17 protein-coding genes are annotated in these 18774 nt (G+C 66.4%); 14 read left to right on the forward strand and 3 right to left on the reverse strand.

The genetic code is table 11. The features are described 5' to 3' along the window. Position 1: 1 nt before the first annotated feature. Positions 2-1123, forward strand: coding sequence for an aspartate-semialdehyde dehydrogenase (gene asd, locus HWX39_RS10795; RefSeq protein ID WP_175955167.1), 1122 nt, complete (start codon positions 2-4; stop codon positions 1121-1123). A gap of 105 nt (positions 1124-1228) precedes the next feature. Here asd and flgE read toward each other — a convergent pair whose 3' ends face one another. Then, positions 1229-2473, reverse strand: coding sequence for a flagellar hook protein FlgE (gene flgE, locus HWX39_RS10800; RefSeq protein WP_175967859.1), 1245 nt, complete (start codon positions 2471-2473; stop codon positions 1229-1231). Positions 2474-2511: 38 nt separating this feature from the next. Here flgE and HWX39_RS10805 point away from each other — a divergent pair, with 38 nt between their 5' ends. The 13 genes from HWX39_RS10805 (at position 2512) to HWX39_RS10865 (ending at position 16648) form a co-directional block, all read left to right on the forward strand. Next, complete coding sequence (locus HWX39_RS10805; protein ID WP_175967861.1) at positions 2512-2697, forward strand: hypothetical protein; 186 nt, start codon at positions 2512-2514, stop codon at positions 2695-2697. A gap of 624 nt (positions 2698-3321) precedes the next feature. Further along, positions 3322-5436: a FimV/HubP family polar landmark protein gene (locus HWX39_RS10810; RefSeq protein WP_175967863.1), complete on the forward strand. Its 2115-nt coding sequence runs from the start codon at positions 3322-3324 to the stop codon at positions 5434-5436. Then, complete coding sequence (gene truA / locus HWX39_RS10815) at positions 5436-6248, forward strand: tRNA pseudouridine(38-40) synthase TruA (RefSeq protein WP_175967865.1); 813 nt, start codon at positions 5436-5438, stop codon at positions 6246-6248. Before HWX39_RS10810 ends, truA begins: the two co-directional genes overlap by 1 nt. Continuing rightward, positions 6245-6946 carry a phosphoribosylanthranilate isomerase gene (locus tag HWX39_RS10820; protein ID WP_175955248.1) on the forward strand — a complete coding sequence of 234 codons (702 nt, stop codon included), beginning with the start codon at positions 6245-6247 and terminating at the stop codon, positions 6944-6946. Before truA ends, HWX39_RS10820 begins: the two co-directional genes overlap by 4 nt. 55 nt (positions 6947-7001) lie before the next feature. Next, positions 7002-8195, forward strand: coding sequence for a tryptophan synthase subunit beta (trpB, locus tag HWX39_RS10825; RefSeq protein WP_175967867.1), 1194 nt, complete (start codon positions 7002-7004; stop codon positions 8193-8195). Between the two features lie 9 nt (positions 8196-8204). Beyond that, positions 8205-9056 (forward strand): site-specific DNA-methyltransferase, encoded by an 852-nt coding sequence (locus HWX39_RS10830; protein WP_175967869.1) that lies wholly within the window; start codon positions 8205-8207, stop codon positions 9054-9056. 46 nt (positions 9057-9102) lie between these two features. Next, a complete protein-coding gene (gene trpA, locus HWX39_RS10835; RefSeq protein ID WP_175967871.1) occupies positions 9103-9918 on the forward strand; it encodes a tryptophan synthase subunit alpha in 816 nt (271 codons plus the stop codon). Positions 9919-9982: 64 nt separating this feature from the next. Further along, positions 9983-10855, forward strand: a complete 873-nt coding sequence (gene accD, locus HWX39_RS10840) for an acetyl-CoA carboxylase, carboxyltransferase subunit beta (RefSeq protein ID WP_175967873.1) — start codon at positions 9983-9985, stop codon at positions 10853-10855. Between the two features lie 102 nt (positions 10856-10957). Beyond that, positions 10958-12268, forward strand: coding sequence for a bifunctional tetrahydrofolate synthase/dihydrofolate synthase (folC, locus tag HWX39_RS10845; RefSeq protein ID WP_175967876.1), 1311 nt, complete (start codon positions 10958-10960; stop codon positions 12266-12268). A 29-nt stretch (positions 12269-12297) separates the two neighbouring features. Continuing rightward, a complete protein-coding gene (locus HWX39_RS10850) occupies positions 12298-13128 on the forward strand; it encodes an SPOR domain-containing protein (RefSeq protein ID WP_175967878.1) in 831 nt (276 codons plus the stop codon). A gap of 6 nt (positions 13129-13134) precedes the next feature. Beyond that, positions 13135-13629: a CvpA family protein gene (locus tag HWX39_RS10855; RefSeq protein ID WP_027782633.1), complete on the forward strand. Its 495-nt coding sequence runs from the start codon at positions 13135-13137 to the stop codon at positions 13627-13629. A gap of 51 nt (positions 13630-13680) precedes the next feature. Next, positions 13681-15213, forward strand: coding sequence for an amidophosphoribosyltransferase (purF, locus tag HWX39_RS10860; RefSeq protein ID WP_174420549.1), 1533 nt, complete (start codon positions 13681-13683; stop codon positions 15211-15213). A gap of 244 nt (positions 15214-15457) precedes the next feature. Continuing rightward, entirely contained in the window at positions 15458-16648 is a 1191-nt protein-coding gene (locus HWX39_RS10865) for an O-succinylhomoserine sulfhydrylase (RefSeq protein ID WP_175967881.1), read from the forward strand. Between the two features lie 96 nt (positions 16649-16744). Here the strand turns inward: HWX39_RS10865 and HWX39_RS10870 are convergent, their stop codons facing one another. Further along, positions 16745-17707, reverse strand: a complete 963-nt coding sequence (locus tag HWX39_RS10870) for an NAD-dependent epimerase/dehydratase family protein (RefSeq protein WP_175967882.1) — start codon at positions 17705-17707, stop codon at positions 16745-16747. Continuing rightward, positions 17694-18740: a GDP-mannose 4,6-dehydratase gene (gmd, locus tag HWX39_RS10875; RefSeq protein ID WP_175967884.1), complete on the reverse strand. Its 1047-nt coding sequence runs from the start codon at positions 18738-18740 to the stop codon at positions 17694-17696. The genes HWX39_RS10870 and gmd overlap by 14 nt, the downstream gene beginning before the upstream one ends. Positions 18741-18774 lie beyond the last annotated feature (34 nt).

The raw sequence follows: 18774 nt of genomic DNA on the forward strand, positions 1-18774 counted from the left end.
CATGAACGTAGGTCTCGTAGGTTGGCGCGGCATGGTCGGCAGCGTCCTGATGCAGCGCATGCAGGAAGAGGGCGATTTCGACCTGATCGAACCGGTGTTTTTCAGCACCAGCAACACGGGCGGCAAAGCGCCGTCGTTCGCGAAAAACGAGACTACGCTCAAGGATGCGACCAACGTCGACGAGCTGAAGAAGTGCGACGTGATCATCACGTGCCAGGGCGGCGACTACACGAACGACGTGTTCCCGAAGCTGCGCGCGGCCGGCTGGAACGGTTACTGGATCGATGCGGCATCGTCGCTGCGGATGAAGGACGACGCGGTCATCATCCTCGATCCGGTCAACCTCGACGTGATCAAGGATGCGCTCGTCAAGGGCACGAAGAACTTCATCGGCGGCAACTGCACGGTCAGCCTGATGCTGATGGCGCTCGGCGGCCTGTTCCGCGAGAACCTCGTCGACTGGATGACGGCGATGACCTACCAGGCCGCATCGGGCGCGGGCGCGCAGAACATGCGCGAGCTGCTGTCGCAGATGGGTACGCTGAACGGCGCGGTTCAGGCGCAACTCGCCGATCCGGCTTCCGCTATCCTCGATATCGACCGCCGCGTGCTGGCCGCGATGAACAGCGATGCGATGCCGACCAGCCACTTCGGCGTGCCGCTCGCGGGCTCGCTGATTCCGTGGATCGACAAGGATCTCGGCAACGGGATGTCGAAGGAAGAGTGGAAGGGCGGCGCGGAAACCAACAAGATTCTCGGCAAGCCGGCCATGGGCGAGCCGGGTTCGATCCCGGTCGACGGCCTGTGCGTGCGGATCGGCGCGATGCGCTGTCACTCGCAGGCGCTGACGATCAAGCTGAACAAGGACGTGCCGCTCGACGAGATCAACGGCATCCTCGCATCGGCGAACGACTGGGTGAAGGTCGTGCCGAACGAGCGTGAAGCGTCGATGCGCGACCTGTCGCCGGCGAACGTCACGGGCACGCTGACGGTGCCGGTCGGCCGCCTGCGCAAGCTCGCGATGGGCGGTGAATACCTGTCGGCGTTCACGGTCGGCGACCAGCTGCTGTGGGGCGCGGCCGAGCCGCTGCGCCGCATGCTGCGCATCCTGCTCGACAAGTAAGCGGGATAACCGGCCCGCGATACGCGGGCCCGCGGTGCACAAGATCGCGCGCCGCGTCGGCCTTGACGATATCAAGGCTGGCGCGGCGCGTTTTTCATGCGCGGGTCAGCGCATGTTCAGGAGCGTCTGGTCGACGGTCTGCTGGGTCTTGATCGTCTGCGCATTGGCCTGGTAGTCGCGCTGCGCCTTGATCAGGTTCACGAGCTCGGATGTCAGGTCGACGTTCGAGTTTTCCAGCGCGCTCCCCTGCAGCGTGCCGTGGTTCGTGCTGCCCGGCGCGGAGATCTGCGGCACACCCGACGCGGCGGTTTCCACATACTGATTGCCGCCGATGTTCTCGAGCCCGTTCGGGTTGTTGAAATTCGCGAGCGCGATCAGGCCGAGCACCGCGCTCTGGCCGTTCGAGTAATTGCCGGTGAGCTTGCCGTCGGTGCCGATCGAGAACGTCGTCAGCGTGCCGCTCGCGAAGCCGTCCTGTGCGAGATTGTTCACGCCGCTTTTTCCGCCGAACTGCGTCGTGCCGCTCAGGTCGAGCGTCAGGTTCTGCGGATTGGCGCCGCCCGACGCGTTGGGGATCGAGAACGCGAACTGGCCGAGGCTCGGCGTCGGCTGGCCGGTTGCGGCCGATGTCGTCGAGCTGATCCGGCCCGACGCGTCGAAGGTGACGGTGCCGAGATTCGTCGGCGTCTGGCCTTGCACGCCCGCGTAGGCCTGCCAGGCGCCGGCCGCGTTCTTCGTGAAATACATCGAGACCTGTTGCGCGCCGCCGAGCGTGTCGTACACCTGAATTGACGAATTGTAGTTGTACGTGGTGTTGTCGCCCGCGTTGAACGGCGTCTTGGCCGGCACCTTGTCCTGCGAGTTCAGGTTGAACTGGCCGGTGATCTTCGTCGTCGCCTGCGGCGAGATGTTGCTGGTCGGTGCCTGCAGCGGCACGGTCGCCGCGGTGTTGATGACGCCGCCCGGGCCTGCCGCATAGCCCATCAGGTTGCGGTTTTGCGCGTCGACGATGGCGCCGCTCTTGTCGCGGTGGAATACGCCGTCGCGCGAGTACGTCGTCACGCCGTTGTTCGACATCTGGAAGAAGCCGTTGCCGTTGATCGCGATGTCGAGCGACGACTTCGTCGTGTTGATCGTCCCCTGGCCGAATTGTTGCTGCACCGATGCGAGCCGCGTGCCGATGCCGATCTGCGTGTTGGTCGACGTCGCGACCGAATTCGCGTACATGTCGGCGAAGTTCGCGCGACCCTGCTTGAAGCCAACCGTGTTTGCGTTTGCGATGTTGTTGCCGATCACGTCGAGATGGTTCGCCGCGCCGGCCAACCCGCTCAAACCCTGTTGATAGCCCATGTTCGATCCCCGTAACGAGCTGGTGAGTAAATGCAGTCGTGCGACTGCGCGATGCCTCCCTGGCACCTCACGGCGTCAGCCAGGCCGACCGCGTTCCCGCTTTTCCGGCGGGTGCGGGCGCGATGGTCGAACTGCGCCGATTCTTGTTTGAAGATGATCCTAGCGACGGCAATTATTTGATCTGTGTAATTTTGTGTAATGTAATTGAATTGCTTTCGAAATGATCGTTTTCGTATGAGTAATTACGCGGGGGTGAGGCTGAAGAGCCTTGTGGGGCGGAGGTTTTGCGGCGAAAGTATTCAAATTGACGATAAGAAAGGGAAATTGGCCTCTTATCGATCAATTGAAATTTATTTGAATGGGAGGGTGGTTGGCTGGATTTATTTTGATTGGCGCTTGTTGTTCCATTAACGGCAGGCGGCGCGAATTATTGAACAAACGTAGCTGATTCCCCGGCCGTGCCACTGCGTCGGGCCCGGGTCGTGCGAACCGCACCGTTGAGCGAGAAAAGGCTGCGACATGCGTTCGGGATGCGATGCGGCCGGACGTTTTTTTCATCCGTGACGGACATGCTTCCGATCGATCGACGGCGCACGCTGCAGCGTGCGCACTCGGGCGTCAACGCGGCCCGATCTCGGGACGCACCGACGCGTGCTCACGATCGGTTGCACCCGTCGGCGACGAATTCGGCCCGAACCCGATCGCGTGAAGTAAACTATGCGGCTACGACGCACAGACCCGCCGAAAGCGTCGCGTTCCACGCGACGCTTTTGCATTTCTGCGGCAACTTTATTGACGCTTTCAACCGCGAAACCGAGCCGCGCCTGCGCGCGGCGATAGAGCCAACGATGTCCCGAATTTCCTTGTTTCCGCGTCAGTCCCGTTTGTCGCGCGCCGTGCGTGGCGCGCTGGCGATCCTGGCGCTCGGCGCAACCGCATCGGCCTGGGCCGCCGGCACCGACGAACTGCCGGCGTCCGCTGCCGGCGGCGCAGTGCCGCTTACCGTGACGGTCCAGCCGGGCCAGTCGCTGAACGACATCGCGAAAGCGGCCACGCAGTCGCGCGATCCCGGCGTGCTCGCGCGCGCCGGCCGCGCCTTGTTCGATGCCAATCCGCAAGCATTCATGAAGCACGACGCGAGCCGCCTGAAGGTCGGCGCGACGCTGACCGTGCCGTCGCTCGACGCGACAGGCGCGGCACTCGTGCCTGCAGGTGCATCCGCAGCGTCCGGTGCGGCGGCAGCGTCCGCGCCCGCCGCCGCGTCGGGCGGCACGGCAGTTTCGCAGCATGGCGCGTCCGCACCGCATCCGGGGTCGACCGTGCACTCCGCGCCGGTGGCGCCCGCCGCGCATGCGGCTCCTGTCAGCGGTGCGAGCGTAGCGACGGCTGCTGGCGCGTCGGCATCGGTCGGCGCTTCGGCTGCACACGGCGCATCGGCTGTCGAAAGCATGCAGCCGGCGGCGTCCGTTGCCGGTGCAAGCGGGCCGCATGTGTGGAGCGGCACGATCCAGTCGGCGCCATCGTCCGCGAGCGGTGTCGCAATCCCGCTTGCGCCGGGCAGCCAGGTTTCCGGCATGAACGCACCGGCCGGCGCGGCACCTGTCACAGCCGCGTCGCAGCCGCGGCCGTCGAGCCTTCAGCAACTGCTGGCGCTGAAGAACCGGGTGCTGATGGAGTTGCAGAAGCACGGTATCGGCAAGCCGGCCCCGGCGAACGGCGTTACGCCGGCGCCGGCCCCGGCACCTGCCGCGCCGCGTCCGGCCGCAAGCGACGCGGGCGCGTCCGCTGCCGCGCCGATCACAGGCGAAGCGGCGTCAGGCGTGGCTGCCGGCGCAGTGCAGCCGGCATCGGTATCGGCGCCTGCGCAATCGGCCGCGCCGGTCGTGGCACCGGCACGCAGTCACGAGCAGATGGACTGGCGTCCGGCCGCGGTGGCCGGTGCGGCCGTCATCGTCCTCGCGGCAGGTTTCGCGTGGCGCAAGCGCCGGAAAGGCCGTCGCACGGAAGAGACGGGTGCCGGTGCGCCGGCTGCACCGGTCGCAGCGAGCGGTGCAGCGGCTACGGCGGCTGAAGCCGAAGCCGCGCCGTCCGTCGAACCGGAGTTGCCGATCCGGCCCGAGATGCCGGTCGCACGCGATGCAGCTTCCGACTTGAGCCTTGCCGCGGCGACTGCCGCAGCGGCGGAGACGGTCGAGACGCCGGATACGGATGTATCGCCGGCGCCGGAAGAAGCGGCGCCCCACGGCGAGCAGCCCGAATTGCCGACCGCGCGCGCTGCGGAGCCTCCCGCGAGCGAGGCGGCTCCGGCTCCGAGCGTAGCCGAGCCGGAAGAGCACGTCGCTGCCGAAAAGCCGGCGGAAAAGCTTGCCGAGACACCGGCCGCACCCGCGGCTGCCGAAGCGCAGCACGCGGCGCTGATGCAGAACGCGATCAGCGCGCTCAACAGCCTCGACATGCCGTTGCCGCCGCGCATGCCGGACGAGCTGTCGCTGGCGGCGGATGAGCCGGCTGCGCAAGCAGGGCAGTCCGACACCGGCAAAATCGCAACTAACGGTCAAGCCGCGCAGCACCTGCCAGTTGACTCGAACGATCCGGCCCCGGAACATCCGGCCGACCAGGACGACGAGTTCGATTGGGATCCGGACGCAGCGACGCCTGCGAGCCAAGCGGGCAGCCCGATTGCGACGTCGCCGCTGCCGCCGCTCGGTGGCGCGCACTTCGGCGCGCTGAAGCTCGATTTCGATCTCGACCTGCCGTCCGCGCCGGGCGCTGCGTTGCCGGCCCTGACGCCGGACGAGCTTGCCCGCATCGCGCGGAACAAACTCGACCTCGCGTCCGAGTACGTCGAGCTGGGCGACCTGTCCGGTGCGCGGACGCTGCTGCAGGAAGTGGTCGACGCGAACGACATTGCGACGCGCGACGATGCGCGTGCGCTGCTCGCGAAACTGGCGGACGAGGCGTGATGCGGATCGCGCTCGGCATTCAGTACGACGGCGCGGCGTTCTGCGGCTGGCAGGCGCAGCCGCACGGCAAGACCGTGCAGGATCGTCTCGAGCACGCACTGGCCGAGTTCGCGCGCGTGCCGCTGCATACGACGGTGGCCGGGCGGACCGACACGGGCGTGCACGGGCTCGGGCAGGTCGTGCACTTCGATACCGATCTCGATCGCGAGGTTTTCTCGTGGGTGCGCGGCACCAACGCGTTCCTGCCGCCGACCGTGGCGGTGCAATGGGCGAAGCCGATGCCGGACACGTTCCATGCACGTTTCTCGGCATTCGAACGCACGTATTACTACGCGCTCTACGTGCACCCCGTGCGCTCGCCGATGCTCGCGGGGCGTGCCGGGTGGATTCATACGCCGCTCGACGACGACGCGATGCGCGCCGCCGCCGCGCACCTGATCGGCGAGCACGATTTCTCGTCGTTCCGGTCGTCGGAATGCCAGTCGAAGACGCCGGTCAAACACCTGTACCAGATCGACGTGCGGCGCGTGGCCCATTTCGTTCATTTCCGGTTCCGCGCCAACGCGTTCCTGCACCATATGGTGCGCAACCTGATGGGCTGCCTCGTCGCGGTCGGGCGCGGCCGCTATCCGGCCGACTGGCTCGCCGACGTGCTGGCCGGGCGCGACCGCAATCTCGCGGCGCCCACATTCATGGCCGACGGGCTGTATCTCGCCCATGTCGGCTACCCGGCGGAATTCGCCGTCCCGCCCGCGCAGCTCGGCAGTGTGCCGTGGAGCAGCGTCTGGGCCGATCTGGACCCGCAATCATGACGGATCACGCCGTGTCTCCCTCGACTTCCGCCGCGGCCGGCCTGCCGCCGCGCACCCGCATCAAGCTGTGCGGGCTGTCGCGCCCCGAGGACGTGCTGCACGCGGCCGCGCTCGGTGCCGATGCGATCGGCCTCGTGTTCTACCCGAAGAGCCCGCGTGCGGTATCGATCGCGCAGGCGGCCGAGTTGGCGCGCCTCGCGCCGCCGTTCGTGTCGGTGGTCGGGTTGTTCGTGAACGCGACCGAGGCCGAGATCGAGGCCGTCGTACGCGACGTGCCGCTCACGCTGCTGCAGTTCCATGGCGACGAGACGCCCGAGCAGTGCGATGCGCTCGGCCGCGCGGCGCGCCTGCCGTGGCTGCGCGCGGTGCGCGTGGGCCCCTCGACGCAATCGGCCGATTTGGTAGAATCGGGTCTTCGTTATTCGAAAGCGCGCGGCCTCCTGTTCGACACCCTGGTGCCGGATTACGGTGGTAGCGGCAAGGTCTTCGATTGGTCTCTTATTCCCGCAGAGCTCGCGCATCGGGCCGTTTTGAGTGGTGGCTTGAGCGCGCAAAACGTCGGTGATGCGATTCGCCAGTTGCGCCCGTTTGCTGTCGATGTCTCGAGTGGCATCGAAGTGGAGGGCGCGAAGGGCGTGAAGGATCACGCCCGGATGGCGGCGTTCGTACGCGCGGTGCGCGAAGCGGACGCCGGGTGATGCAAGCCGGTGCGGCCCCGACAGCGGGGCCCGCCGACCGATCGAGAGAGACACCATGTACAACCTTCCTGATGATCGTGGCCACTTCGGCCCTTACGGCGGCACGTTCGTCGCCGAGACGCTGATTCACGCGCTGGACGAACTGCGCGCGGCGTATGAAAAATTCCAGAACGATCCCGATTTCGTCGCCGAATTCGAGCGCGAGCTGAAGCATTTCGTCGGCCGCCCGTCGCCGATCTATCACGCGCAGCGCTGGAGCGAGATGCTCGGCGGCGCGCAGATCTACCTGAAGCGCGAAGACCTGAACCACACGGGCGCGCACAAGATCAACAACGTGATCGGCCAGGCGCTGCTCGCGAAGCGCATGGGCAAGAAGCGCGTGATTGCCGAGACGGGCGCCGGCCAGCACGGCGTCGCGACCGCGACGATCTGCGCCCGCTTCGGGATGGAGTGCGTCGTCTACATGGGTTCGGAAGACGTGCGCCGCCAGGCCGCGAACGTCTACCGGATGAAGCTGCTTGGAGCGACGGTCGTGCCGGTCGAATCGGGTTCGCGCACGCTGAAGGACGCGCTGAACGAAGCGATGCGCGATTGGGTCACGAACATCGAGAACACGTTCTACATCATCGGCACGGTCGCGGGCCCGCACCCGTACCCGATGATGGTGCGCGACTTCCAGCGCGTGATCGGCGACGAGTGCAAGGTGCAGATGCCCGAACTCGCCGGCCGGCAGCCTGACGCGGTGATCGCCTGCGTGGGCGGCGGTTCGAACGCGATGGGCATCTTCTATCCGTACATCGACGACAAGTCGGTGCAACTGATCGGCGTCGAAGCAGCCGGCGACGGCATCGACACGGGGCATCACGCGGCGTCGCTGATCGCCGGCAGCCCGGGCGTGCTGCACGGCAATCGCACTTATCTGCTGCAGGACGACAACGGCCAGATCATCGAGACGCATTCGGTGTCGGCGGGCCTCGACTATCCGGGCGTCGGCCCCGAGCACGCGTGGCTGAAGGACAGCGGCCGTGCGCAGTACGTCGGCATCACCGACGAGGAAGCGCTGAAGGCGTTCCACGACTGCTGCCGGATCGAGGGGATCATTCCCGCGCTCGAGTCGAGCCACGCGATCGCATATGGCGTGAAGCTCGCACCGACGTTGCCGAAGGACAAGATCCTGCTCGTCAACCTGTCGGGCCGTGGCGACAAGGACATGCACACGGTCGCCGAGCGATCGGGCATCGAGCTCTGACCCCGACCGATGCGTGACCTGATCGAAGAACCGGGCGGCGGTGCCGCGAGCGAGGCGGGGGCGGTTCAGCCCGCCGCTGCCGTGCCGCGCGCGCTGCCGTCCGGTATCGAATTGCACAACCGCGATTTCCTGACCCATGCCGCGCATCTGCCGGACGCGTCGATCGACCTGATCGTCGCCGATCCGCCGTACGGGCTCGGCAAGGACTACGGCAACGACTCGGACAAGCGTTCGGGCGACGACTTCCTCGCGTGGACGCGCGAGTGGCTCGAGCTCGCGATTCCGAAGCTGAAGTCGAGCGGGTCGATGTACATCTTCTGCACGTGGCAGTACGCGCCGGAAATCTTCAGTTTCCTGAAGACGCAGCTCACGATGGTCAACGAGATCATATGGGACCGGCGCGTGCCGAGCATGGGCGGCACGACGCGCCGTTTCACGTCGGTGCACGACAACATCGGCTTTTTCGCGGTTTCCAAGGCGTATTACTTCGATCTCGATCCGGTCCGCATCCCGTACGACGCCGACACGAAGAAGGCCCGCTCGCGCAAGCTGTTCGAAGGCAGCAAGTGGCTGGAGATGGGCTACAACCCGAAGGACGTCTGGTCGGTCTCGCGCCTGCACCGGCAGCACGCGGAGCGCGTCGATCATCCGACCCAGAAGCCGCTGGAAATCATCGAGCGGATGGTGCTCGCAAGCTGCCCGCCGGGCGGCCGCGTGCTCGATCCGTTCATGGGCAGCGGCACGACCGCGGTGGCCTGCGCACGGCAGGGGCGCGACTTCGTAGGCTACGAGATCAACGAAAGCTATTGTGCGATCGCGCACGAGCGTGTGAACGCGCTCGCTGCGCCGGTGTGCGCGTGAATCGCGCCGCCGCATCGTCGAACGCAACGCATCCAGGAAAATTGCCATGTCCCGTATTCAGCAGACCTTCGCCGCGCTCGCCGAACAAGGCCGTAAGGGCCTGATCCCGTTCATCACGGCCGGCGACCCCGATCCGGCCAAAACCGTCGAATTCATGCACGCGCTCGCCGAAGGCGGCGCGGACGTGATCGAACTCGGCGTGCCGTTCTCGGACCCGATGGCCGACGGCCCCGTGATCCAGCGCTCGTCGGAACGCGCACTCGCGCGCGGCGTCACGCTCAAGAGCGTGCTCGCCGACGTGAAGCGCTTTCGCGAAACCGACCCCAAAACCCCCGTCGTGCTGATGGGCTATGCGAACCCGATCGAGCGGATGGGCGTCGACGCGTTCGCGGCCGAAGCGCAGGCGGCCGGGGTCGACGGCGTGCTCGTCGTCGACTATCCGCCGGAAGAGGCGGGCGTGTTCGCCGAGAAAATGCGTGCCGCGCAGATCGATCCGATCTTCCTGCTCGCGCCCACGTCGACCGACGAACGCATCGCCGACGTCGGCAAGATCGCGAGCGGCTACGTGTATTACGTGTCGCTCAAGGGCGTGACCGGTGCGGGAAATCTGGATGTTTCGAGCATTGCGGGTAAAATCCCGGCCATCAAGTCGCGCGTGCCGGTTCCGGTAGGCGTCGGCTTCGGCATCCGCGATGCCGAAACGGCGCGCGCGGTGGCCGAAGTGTCGGACGCCGTCGTGATCGGCAGTCGCCTCGTGCAGCTGCTTGAAAGCGCCGCGCCGGAAGGCGCCGCCGCCGCGCTGAAGGCATTCATCGCCGAGCTGCGCGCCGCGCTGGACGGCGCGGGCAAGACGGCGCGATAAACACAACACAGGAAGCGGGAACGGGCCACGCGGCCCGGCCCGCCACGGAACAGGAAACCATACGATGAGCTGGCTCGACAAACTGTTGCCGCCGAAGATCAAGCAGACCGACCCGAAAAGCCGCAAGGGCATTCCGGAAGGCCTGTGGGTCAAGTGCCCGTCCTGCGAGGCGGTGCTGTACCGCAACGACGTGGACGCGAACCTGCACGTGTGCCCGAAGTGCGATCACCACATGCGCATCGGTGCGCGTGAGCGTCTCGACGGGCTGCTCGATCCGGAAGGCCGCTATGAAATCGGCCAGGAAATCGTGCCGGTCGATTCGCTGAAGTTCAAGGACAGCCGCAAGTACCCCGATCGTCTGAAGGAAGCGATGGACGACACGGGCGAAACCGACGCGATGGTCGTGATGGGCGGTGCGATCCACACGCTGCCGGTGGTCGCGGCCTGCTTCGAGTTCTCGTTCATGGGCGGCTCGATGGGCTCGGTGGTCGGCGAGCGCTTCGCACGCGGCGCGCAGAACGCGCTGGAACAGCAGGTGCCGTTCATCTGCTTCACCGCTTCGGGCGGCGCGCGGATGCAGGAAAGCCTGCTGTCGCTGATGCAGATGGCGAAAACCACCGCGATGCTGACCAAGCTGGCCGAAGCGAAGCTGCCGTTCATCTCGGTGCTGACCGACCCGACGATGGGTGGCGTGTCGGCGAGCTTTGCCTTCCTCGGCGACGTCGTGATCGCCGAACCGAAGGCGCTGATCGGCTTCGCCGGCCCGCGCGTGATCGAGCAGACGGTCCGCGAGAAGCTGCCGGAAGGCTTCCAGCGCGCCGAATTCCTGCTGAAGACGGGCGCGATCGACATGATCGTCGACCGCCGCAAGATGCGCGACGAGATCGCGCAGTTGCTCGCGCTGCTGCAGCGACAGCCGGCTGACGCGCTGGCTTGACCGGCGAGAGGTTGTGAACACTGCGCGTCGCCTGGCTTCAGCGCCAGGCGGCGCGCTTCGTTTTTTTTGGCGTAGTGGCGGTCCCGATCCAGATTTGAACCGATGAGCACTTTTCCCACTCTCGACGCGTGGCTTTCGCATCTCGAGCGCGCGCACCCGGTCGGCATCGACATGGGCCTGACCCGCATCGGGCAGGTCAAGGCGGCGCTGCAGCTCGAATTCGCGTGCCCCGTCATCACCGTCGGCGGCACGAACGGCAAGGGCTCGACCTGCGCGTTCCTCGAGACGATCCTCGTGCGCGCGGGCTACAAGGTCGGTTGCCACACGTCGCCGCACCTGCTCGAATTCAACGAGCGCGCGCGCGTAAACGGTCAGAACGTCACCGATGACGAGCTGCTGCCGCACTTCGAGGCCGTCGAAGCGGCGCGCACGTCGTTGCCCGAGCCCGTGTCGCTCACGTACTTCGAATTCACGACGCTCGCGATCCTGCATCTGTTCGCATCGCGCGGGCTCGACGCCGTGATCCTCGAAGTCGGCCTCGGCGGCCGGCTCGATGCGGTCAATATCATCGATACCGATTGCGCGATCGTCACGAGCATCGACATCGACCACACCGAATATCTCGGCGACACGCGCGAGAAGATCGCCTTCGAGAAGGCCGGGATCTTCCGTGCCGGCAAGCCGGCGATCTGCGGCGATCCGGCCGCGCCGCAAACGCTGATCGACCACGCCGAAGCGATCGGCGCCGACCTGTGGCTGGTCGGCCGCGATTTCCGCTACGAGGCGCAGGCAGGCGCGGAGCGCCAGCAGTGGAGCTACCTCGGTCGCGAGAAGCGCTATCCGGCGCTCGCGTATCCGGCGCTGCGCGGGGCGAATCAGCTGATCAATGCGTCGGCCGCGCTCGCCGCGCTCGAAGCGCTGCGCCCGGTGCTGCCGGTGTCGGCGCAGGACATCCGGCTCGGCCTCGCGAACGTCGAACTGCCGGGGCGCTTCCAGGTGCTGCCCGGCAAGCCGGCGATCGTGCTGGACGTCGCGCACAATCCGCATGCGTCGGCCGTGCTCGAGCAGAACCTCGGCAACATGGGTTTCTTCCCGTACACGTACGCGGTGTTCGGCGCGATGCACGACAAGGACATCGACGGCGTGCTGCAGCACCTGAAGGGCGAGATCGACCACTGGTGCGTGACCGACCTGCCGCTGCCGCGCGCGGCGTCCGCGGAGCAGCTCGAAGCCGCGCTGGGCAAGGCCGGCGTGGAGGAAGGGCCCGATTCGAGCGTCACGCGTTACACGTCGCCCGCCGAAGCGTTTCGCGATGCACTAAAAAGAGCATCCGAAAATGATAGAATCGTGGTTTTCGGCAGTTTCCATACGGTTGCCGGCGTGCTGGCCTACCGTAAATCGCAGCAACACTGACTGACGGGCAGTTTCGGACTCAGCCATTCATGGGAATTTTCTCGTTCGGCAAAAAAGACGACGACGCGCCCCCGCGGCGCGGCGGTCGCACCGGGGCCTCCCGGAACGTGCGCACGGAGCGCACCGAACGCGTCGAGCGACGCTCGCGCCGCACCGAGCGTCCGGAATCGGACGCACTGCTCCTCGATCCGACCCTTCCAGAAAAGCAACGCGCGCGTCGCCGCCTCGTCGGTGCGATCGCGCTCGTCGTCGCGGCCGTGATCGTGCTGCCGATGGTGCTCGATTCGCACCCGAAGCCGGTCACGGACGACATCGCCATCGACATCCCGAATCGTCCCGCGCACCAGGCGGTCGCGCCGCGCGACGATGACGCGTCCGACGTACAGGCGGGCGTCGCGCACGACGAACCGCCGGCATCCGATGTGGCCGTTGCGGCCGCGCCGACGGATGCCGACAAGCCGGCCGCGAAACCCGATACCACGACCACGGCGGCCGTGACGCCGCCGAAGCCTGCGCCGAAACCGGCTGCCCCCGCGGCGAAGCCGGCTGCGCCGAAGCCTGCACCCGCGCCCGCAGCCGTCGCGAATACCGACGCCGCCAGCCCGGACAGCAGCGACGCTTCGTCGCCGTCGTCGCCGGCCGGCGCGCGCTTCGCGGTGCAGCTCGGTTCGTTCAAGGATGACGCGACGGCCCGTTCGTGGGCCACCAAGTTGAAATCGGCGGGCGTGCCCGCATATGTCGAGCATCGCAAGCAGGCAGACGGCAGCACGGCTACACTGCTGCGTGCGGGCCCGTTCGCGGATCGCGCGGCGGCTTCCGCCGCGATCGCGAAGGTGCGCGAAGCCGGTCTGACGCAATAACGCACGATGCTGACGGCTTTCGACTACGCTGTATTGGCGGTGATCGTGTTGTCGGCGCTGCGCGGTGCGTGGCGCGGCTTCGTATCGGAGATTTTCGGGCTGATCGGCTGGATCGCGGCGATCGTGATCGCCGGTCGCTACGTCGGGCTGGTCGTGCCGTACATTCCGGCGAACTGGCCGGGCGGCGCGCTGACGCAGTGGGTGATCGCCTTCGCGTTGCTCGTGATCGGCGTGGTGCTGGTCGCCGGCGTCGCGAACGCGCTGCTGTCGCGGATCGCGCAGGCGAGTGGCCTGGGCGGCGTCGACCGCTCGCTGGGCATGATGTTCGGGCTCGTCCGCGGCTGCGTGCTGGTGGTGCTGCTGGTCGCGGCGGCCGGGTTGACCGAACTGCCCAAACAGGATTTCTGGCGCAATGCGCTATTGCGTCCTTTCGCCGAACAGGGCGTGCACGAGCTGAAGCAGCTCCTGCCCGACGGCATGGCCCAGTACGTACGCGTGTGACGACGCGGCCGGGCAGGACGGAACCGATTTTGTCATTCTGAAGGACATGCCATGTGCGGCATCGTAGGCGTTATCTCCCAATCCCCCGTCAATCAGCTGATCTATGACAGCTTGCTGCTGCTGCAGCATCGCGGTCAGGACGCAGCGGGCATCGCGACGGCGGACGGCAGCAATTTCCACATGTACAAGGCGAACGGCATGGTGCGCGACGTGTTCCGCACGCGCAACATGCGCAGCCTGCCCGGCACCTACGGTATCGGCCAGGTTCGCTACCCGACGGCCGGTTCGGCGTCGAGCGAAGCCGAGGCGCAGCCGTTCTACGTGAACGCGCCGTTCGGGATCATCCTGGCGCACAACGGCAACCTGACGAACTGGCAGCAACTGAAGGACGAGATGTTCCGGATCGATCGCCGGCACATCAACACCAATTCCGACAGCGAAGTGCTGCTCAACGTGTTCGCGCACGAGCTGCAACTGTCGACCACGGGCCTCGAGCTCGATCCCGCGTCGGTGTTCAAGGCCGTCTCGGGCGTGCATCGCCGCCTGCAGGGCTCGTACGCGATCGTGTCGCTGATCGCCGGCTACGGCCTGCTCGCGTTCCGCGATCCGTTCGGCATCCGCCCGCTCTGTATCGGCAAGCTCGAGACCGAGCACGGCACCGAGTGGATGGTCGCGTCGGAGTCGGTCGCGGTCGAAGGCATCGGCTTCGAATTCGTGCGCGACGTGCAGCCGGGCGAGGCGATCTTCATCGACCCGGCCGGCAACTTCCACAGCCAGCAGTGCGCGGAGCAGCCGACGCTGAATCCGTGCATGTTCGAATACGTGTACCTCGCGCGTCCGGATTCGTGCCTCGACGGCGTGCCGGTCTACAACGTGCGCCTGCGCATGGGCGATTATCTCGCCGAGAAGATCAAGCGCGAGCTGCCGAACGTGCCGATCGACGTCGTGATGCCGATTCCCGATTCGTCGCGCCCGGCTGCGATGCAGGTCGCCGCGAAGCTCGGCGTCGAGTATCGCGAAGGCTTCTTCAAGAATCGCTACGTTGGCCGTACCTTCATCATGCCGGGCCAGGCCGTGCGCAAGAAGTCGGTGCGCCAGAAGCTCAACGCGATGAGCATCGAGTTCAAGGACAAGAACGTGCTGATCGTCGACGATTCGATCGTGCGCGGCACGACCTCGCATGAAATCGTGCAGATGGCGCGCGATGCGGGCGCGAAGTCGGTGATCTTCGCATCGGCGGCGCCGCCCGTGAAGTTCCCGAACGTGTACGGTATCGACATGCCGACGCGCGGCGAGCTCGTCGCGCACGGCCGCACCGACGACGAAGTCGCGAAGATCATCGGCGCCGACCACCTGATCTACCAGGACGTCGACGACCTGCGCCGCGCGGTGCGCGACATCAACCCGAAGCTCGAGGGCTTCGAGGCGTCGTGCTTCGACGGCAACTACATTACCGGCGACGTGACGCCCGAGTATCTCGATACGATCGAGCGCGCGCGCCTCACGCCGGCATCGCAAGCCGATCGCGATACGGCCGGCGACACCCAACGCTCGCAGATGAACCTGCAGCTGTCGGTCGAGTGACACCGGCGCACGCTTTTGACGAAGCGTGATAGGATGTGGCCTTGCGTCGATTTGATTCAGCTTGCGGACGCGGGGCGACTTCCCAAAACAGCTAAAGCGAAGGCCGGCGGCAGTCGGCCCGAGTCGATCGCTGTCGTACCGCACCGAAGCCCGCTGATGCCGACGCATAGCGGGCTTTTTGTTTTGGCCTGGTTTTGACCTGGCTTGCGCGACACGCGCGGTCATCGAATACGGAAAACGGAACATGGACGACTCCCTCAACTTCGACACGCTTGCCGTGCGGGCGGGCACGCTGCGCAGCGACTTCAACGAGCACTCGGAAGCGCTGTTCCTCACGTCGAGCTTTTGCTTCCAGAGCGCGGCCGACGCGGCCGAGCGCTTCGCGAATTCGGAAGACTACTTCACCTATTCGCGCTTCACGAACCCGACCGTCACCATGTTCCAGGAGCGTCTCGCGGCGCTCGAGGGCGGCGAGGCGTGCATCGCCACCGCGTCGGGGATGGCCGCGATCATGTCGGTCGTGATGGCCGCGCTGCAGGCCGGCGACCACCTCGTCAGCTCGCGCAGCCTGTTCGGCTCGACGCTCGGGATGTTCTCGCAGATCTTCAGCAAGTTCGGCATCACGACGACCTTCGTCGACCCGACCGACCTGAACGCATGGAAGGAAGCCGTGCGGCCGGAAACGAAGATGTTCTTCCTCGAGACGCCGTCGAACCCGCTGACCGAACTCGCCGACATCGAGGCGATCGGCAAGATCGCGAAGGCATCGAACGCGCTGTTCGTCGTCGACAACTGTTTCTGCAGCCCGGTGCTGCAGCAGCCGCTGAAACTCGGCGCGGATGTCGTGATGCACTCGGCGACGAAATTCCTCGACGGTCAGGGCCGTGTACTCGGCGGCGCGCTGGTCGGCTCGAAGGAATTCATCATGGGCAAGGTGTTCCCGTTCGTGCGCAGCGCGGGCCCGACGCTGTCGGCGTTCAACGCGTGGGTGCTGCTGAAGGGGATGGAGACGCTGTCGCTGCGCGTCGAGAAGCAGTCGGCGAACGCGCTGGAGATTGCACGCTGGCTCGATTCGCATCCGGCCGTCGCACGCGTGTTTCATCCGGGCCTCGAATCGCACCCGCAGCACGAACTCGCGAAGCGCCAGCAGAAGGCGGGCGGGTCGATCCTGTCGTTCGAGCTGAAGGGCGATACGCCCGAACGGCAGCGCGCGAATGCGTGGCGCGTGATCGACAACACGAAGCTGATCTCGATCACCGGCAACCTCGGCGACACGCGGTCGACCATTACCCATCCCGCGACGACCACGCACGCTCGCATCACACCGGAAGCGCGCGCGGCAGCGGGGATCAGCGAAGGGCTGATCCGGTTGTCGGTCGGCCTGGAGGATGCGGGCGACCTGCGCAAGGATCTCGCGCGCGGCCTCGAAGGCTGAGCGCGGCGACCGCTTTCCGGGTCGACATGGTAACGGGCCGCTCGAATGAGCGGCCCTTTGTCTTTTCAGCCTGGCGTGGCGCGTGCGTTGCCGGAGTCAGACAGCGTGCCTGTGCGGCGTGTCGCGCATCGCTTCCACCATCCATCGCAGCGTTTCGTCGAGCGGCGTGACGGGCAGCTCGCCCACCGCGCGCCGCAGCTTCTCGCGCGATCCGCTCAGGCGCTTCACCTCGTTGTGCCGCACGAAACGCGGATCGACCGTCACGTCGATCACGTAACCGGCGATGCGCGACAGCATCGCCAGCACTTCCTTCAGCGAATACGCGCGCTCCGAGCAGACGTTGAACGTCTCGCCGGCCGGCGCGGCTTCGACCAGCTTCAGGTACGCGGCCGTCACGTCGCGCACGTCGGAGAAATCGCGGCTCACGTCGAGATTGCCCAGCGAGATGCGAGGTGCGTTACGCGCGTAGTGTGCGACGAGCTTCGGCAGCAGGTACGCATCGCTCTGGCCGACACCCGTGTAGTTGAACGGACGCGCGATCACGATCGGCAGCCGGTCCGCCCACAGCTTCGCTGCGTATTCCATCGCGAGCTTGCTGACCGCGTAGTCGTTCGCCGGGGCAGGGGCGACGGTTTCGTCGAGCACGCCGGCCGTCGAATTGCCGTAGATGTTCGCGCTGCTGGCGAGCAGCACGGCCGACGGGCGGCGGTCGAGTCCCGCGAGCGCGGCCAGCAGGTTGCGCGTGCCGACGATGTTGACCGCGTAAGTCTGCGACGGCTCGTCCTGCGCGACGTGCGCGCGCGCGGCGAGATGCACGACCGCGTCGGGCCGGGCGTCGGCGGCCGCCGCGCGCATCGCGTCCACGTCGAGCAGGTCGACGGGCAGCAGCGTGCAGTACGCGAAGGCCGGATCGTCGGGCCGTGCCGTGCCAGGCGCGACCGTGCCCCAGACCTCATAGCCGGCCGCCTGCAGGCGTTCGGCCATGTAGCGGCCCGTGAAGCCAGTCAGACCGGTGACGAATGCACGGCGCGACGGGCGTCCGGCTTCAGAACGTGTCATGGTGTTGATTCCGCGTCAAATCCGCTTCGACCATCATCTGGCAAAGTTGTTCGAGCGTCGTCTTCGGTTCCCAGCCCAGCTTCGCTTTAGCCTTGTCGGCGCAGCCGATCAGCAGGTCGACCTCGGCAGGGCGGTAGAACTTCGGATTCACTTCCACGAGTACGCTGCCGTTCGACGCGTCGAGGCCGCGCTCCTGCTCACCCTTGCCGGTCCATTCGATCTGGTAGCCGGCCGCGGCGAACGCCATCCGCACGAAATCGCGCACGGTCTCGGTGCGGTTGGTGGCGAGCACGTAGGTGTCGGGTTCGTCGGCCTGCAGCATGCGCCACATCCCTTCGACGTACTCGAGCGCGAAGCCCCAGTCGCGCTTCGCGTCGAGGTTGCCGAGCTCGAGGCGGGTTGCCTTGCCGAGCTTGATCTTCGCGATGGTGTCGGTGATCTTGCGCGTGACGAACTCGCGGCCGCGCAGCGGCGATTCGTGGTTGAACAGGATGCCGCTGCTGCCGAACAGGCCGTACGACTCGCGGTAGTTCACCGTCATCCAGTGCGCGTACAGCTTCGCGACGCCGTACGGGCTGCGCGGATAGAACGAGGTCGCTTCCGTCTGCGGAATCGACTGCACCTTGCCGAACATCTCGGAGGTCGATGCCTGGTAGAAGCGCGTCTTCGGGCTCACGACGCGGATCGCCTCGAGCAGGTTCAGCGGACCCAGGCCCGTCACTTCGGCCGTCGTCGCCGGCTGGTCGAACGACACGCCGACGAAGCTCTGCGCGGCGAGGTTGTACAACTCGTCGGGCTGCGTGCGTTCGAGCAGGCGCAGGCTCGAGCCGGCGTCGGTCAGGTCGTGCTCGACGAGCGTGAGGTTCGGGTGCGTGTCGACGCCGAGCTCGGCGATGCGCCAGAAGTTCACCGAGCTGGTGCGGCGGTAGGTGCCGGTGACCTCGTAGCCCTTGTCGAGCAGCAGCTTGGTCAGGTAGGCGCCGTCTTGCCCCGAGATCCCGGTAATGATGGCCTTCTTGCGAGTTTGGCTCATGACGTTGTCCTGGTAGAAACGATGGATGATGAAA

The sequence above is a fragment of the Burkholderia sp. BCC0322 genome, from assembly GCF_902833045.1.
In the GTDB taxonomy this organism is placed as follows: domain Bacteria; phylum Pseudomonadota; class Gammaproteobacteria; order Burkholderiales; family Burkholderiaceae; genus Burkholderia.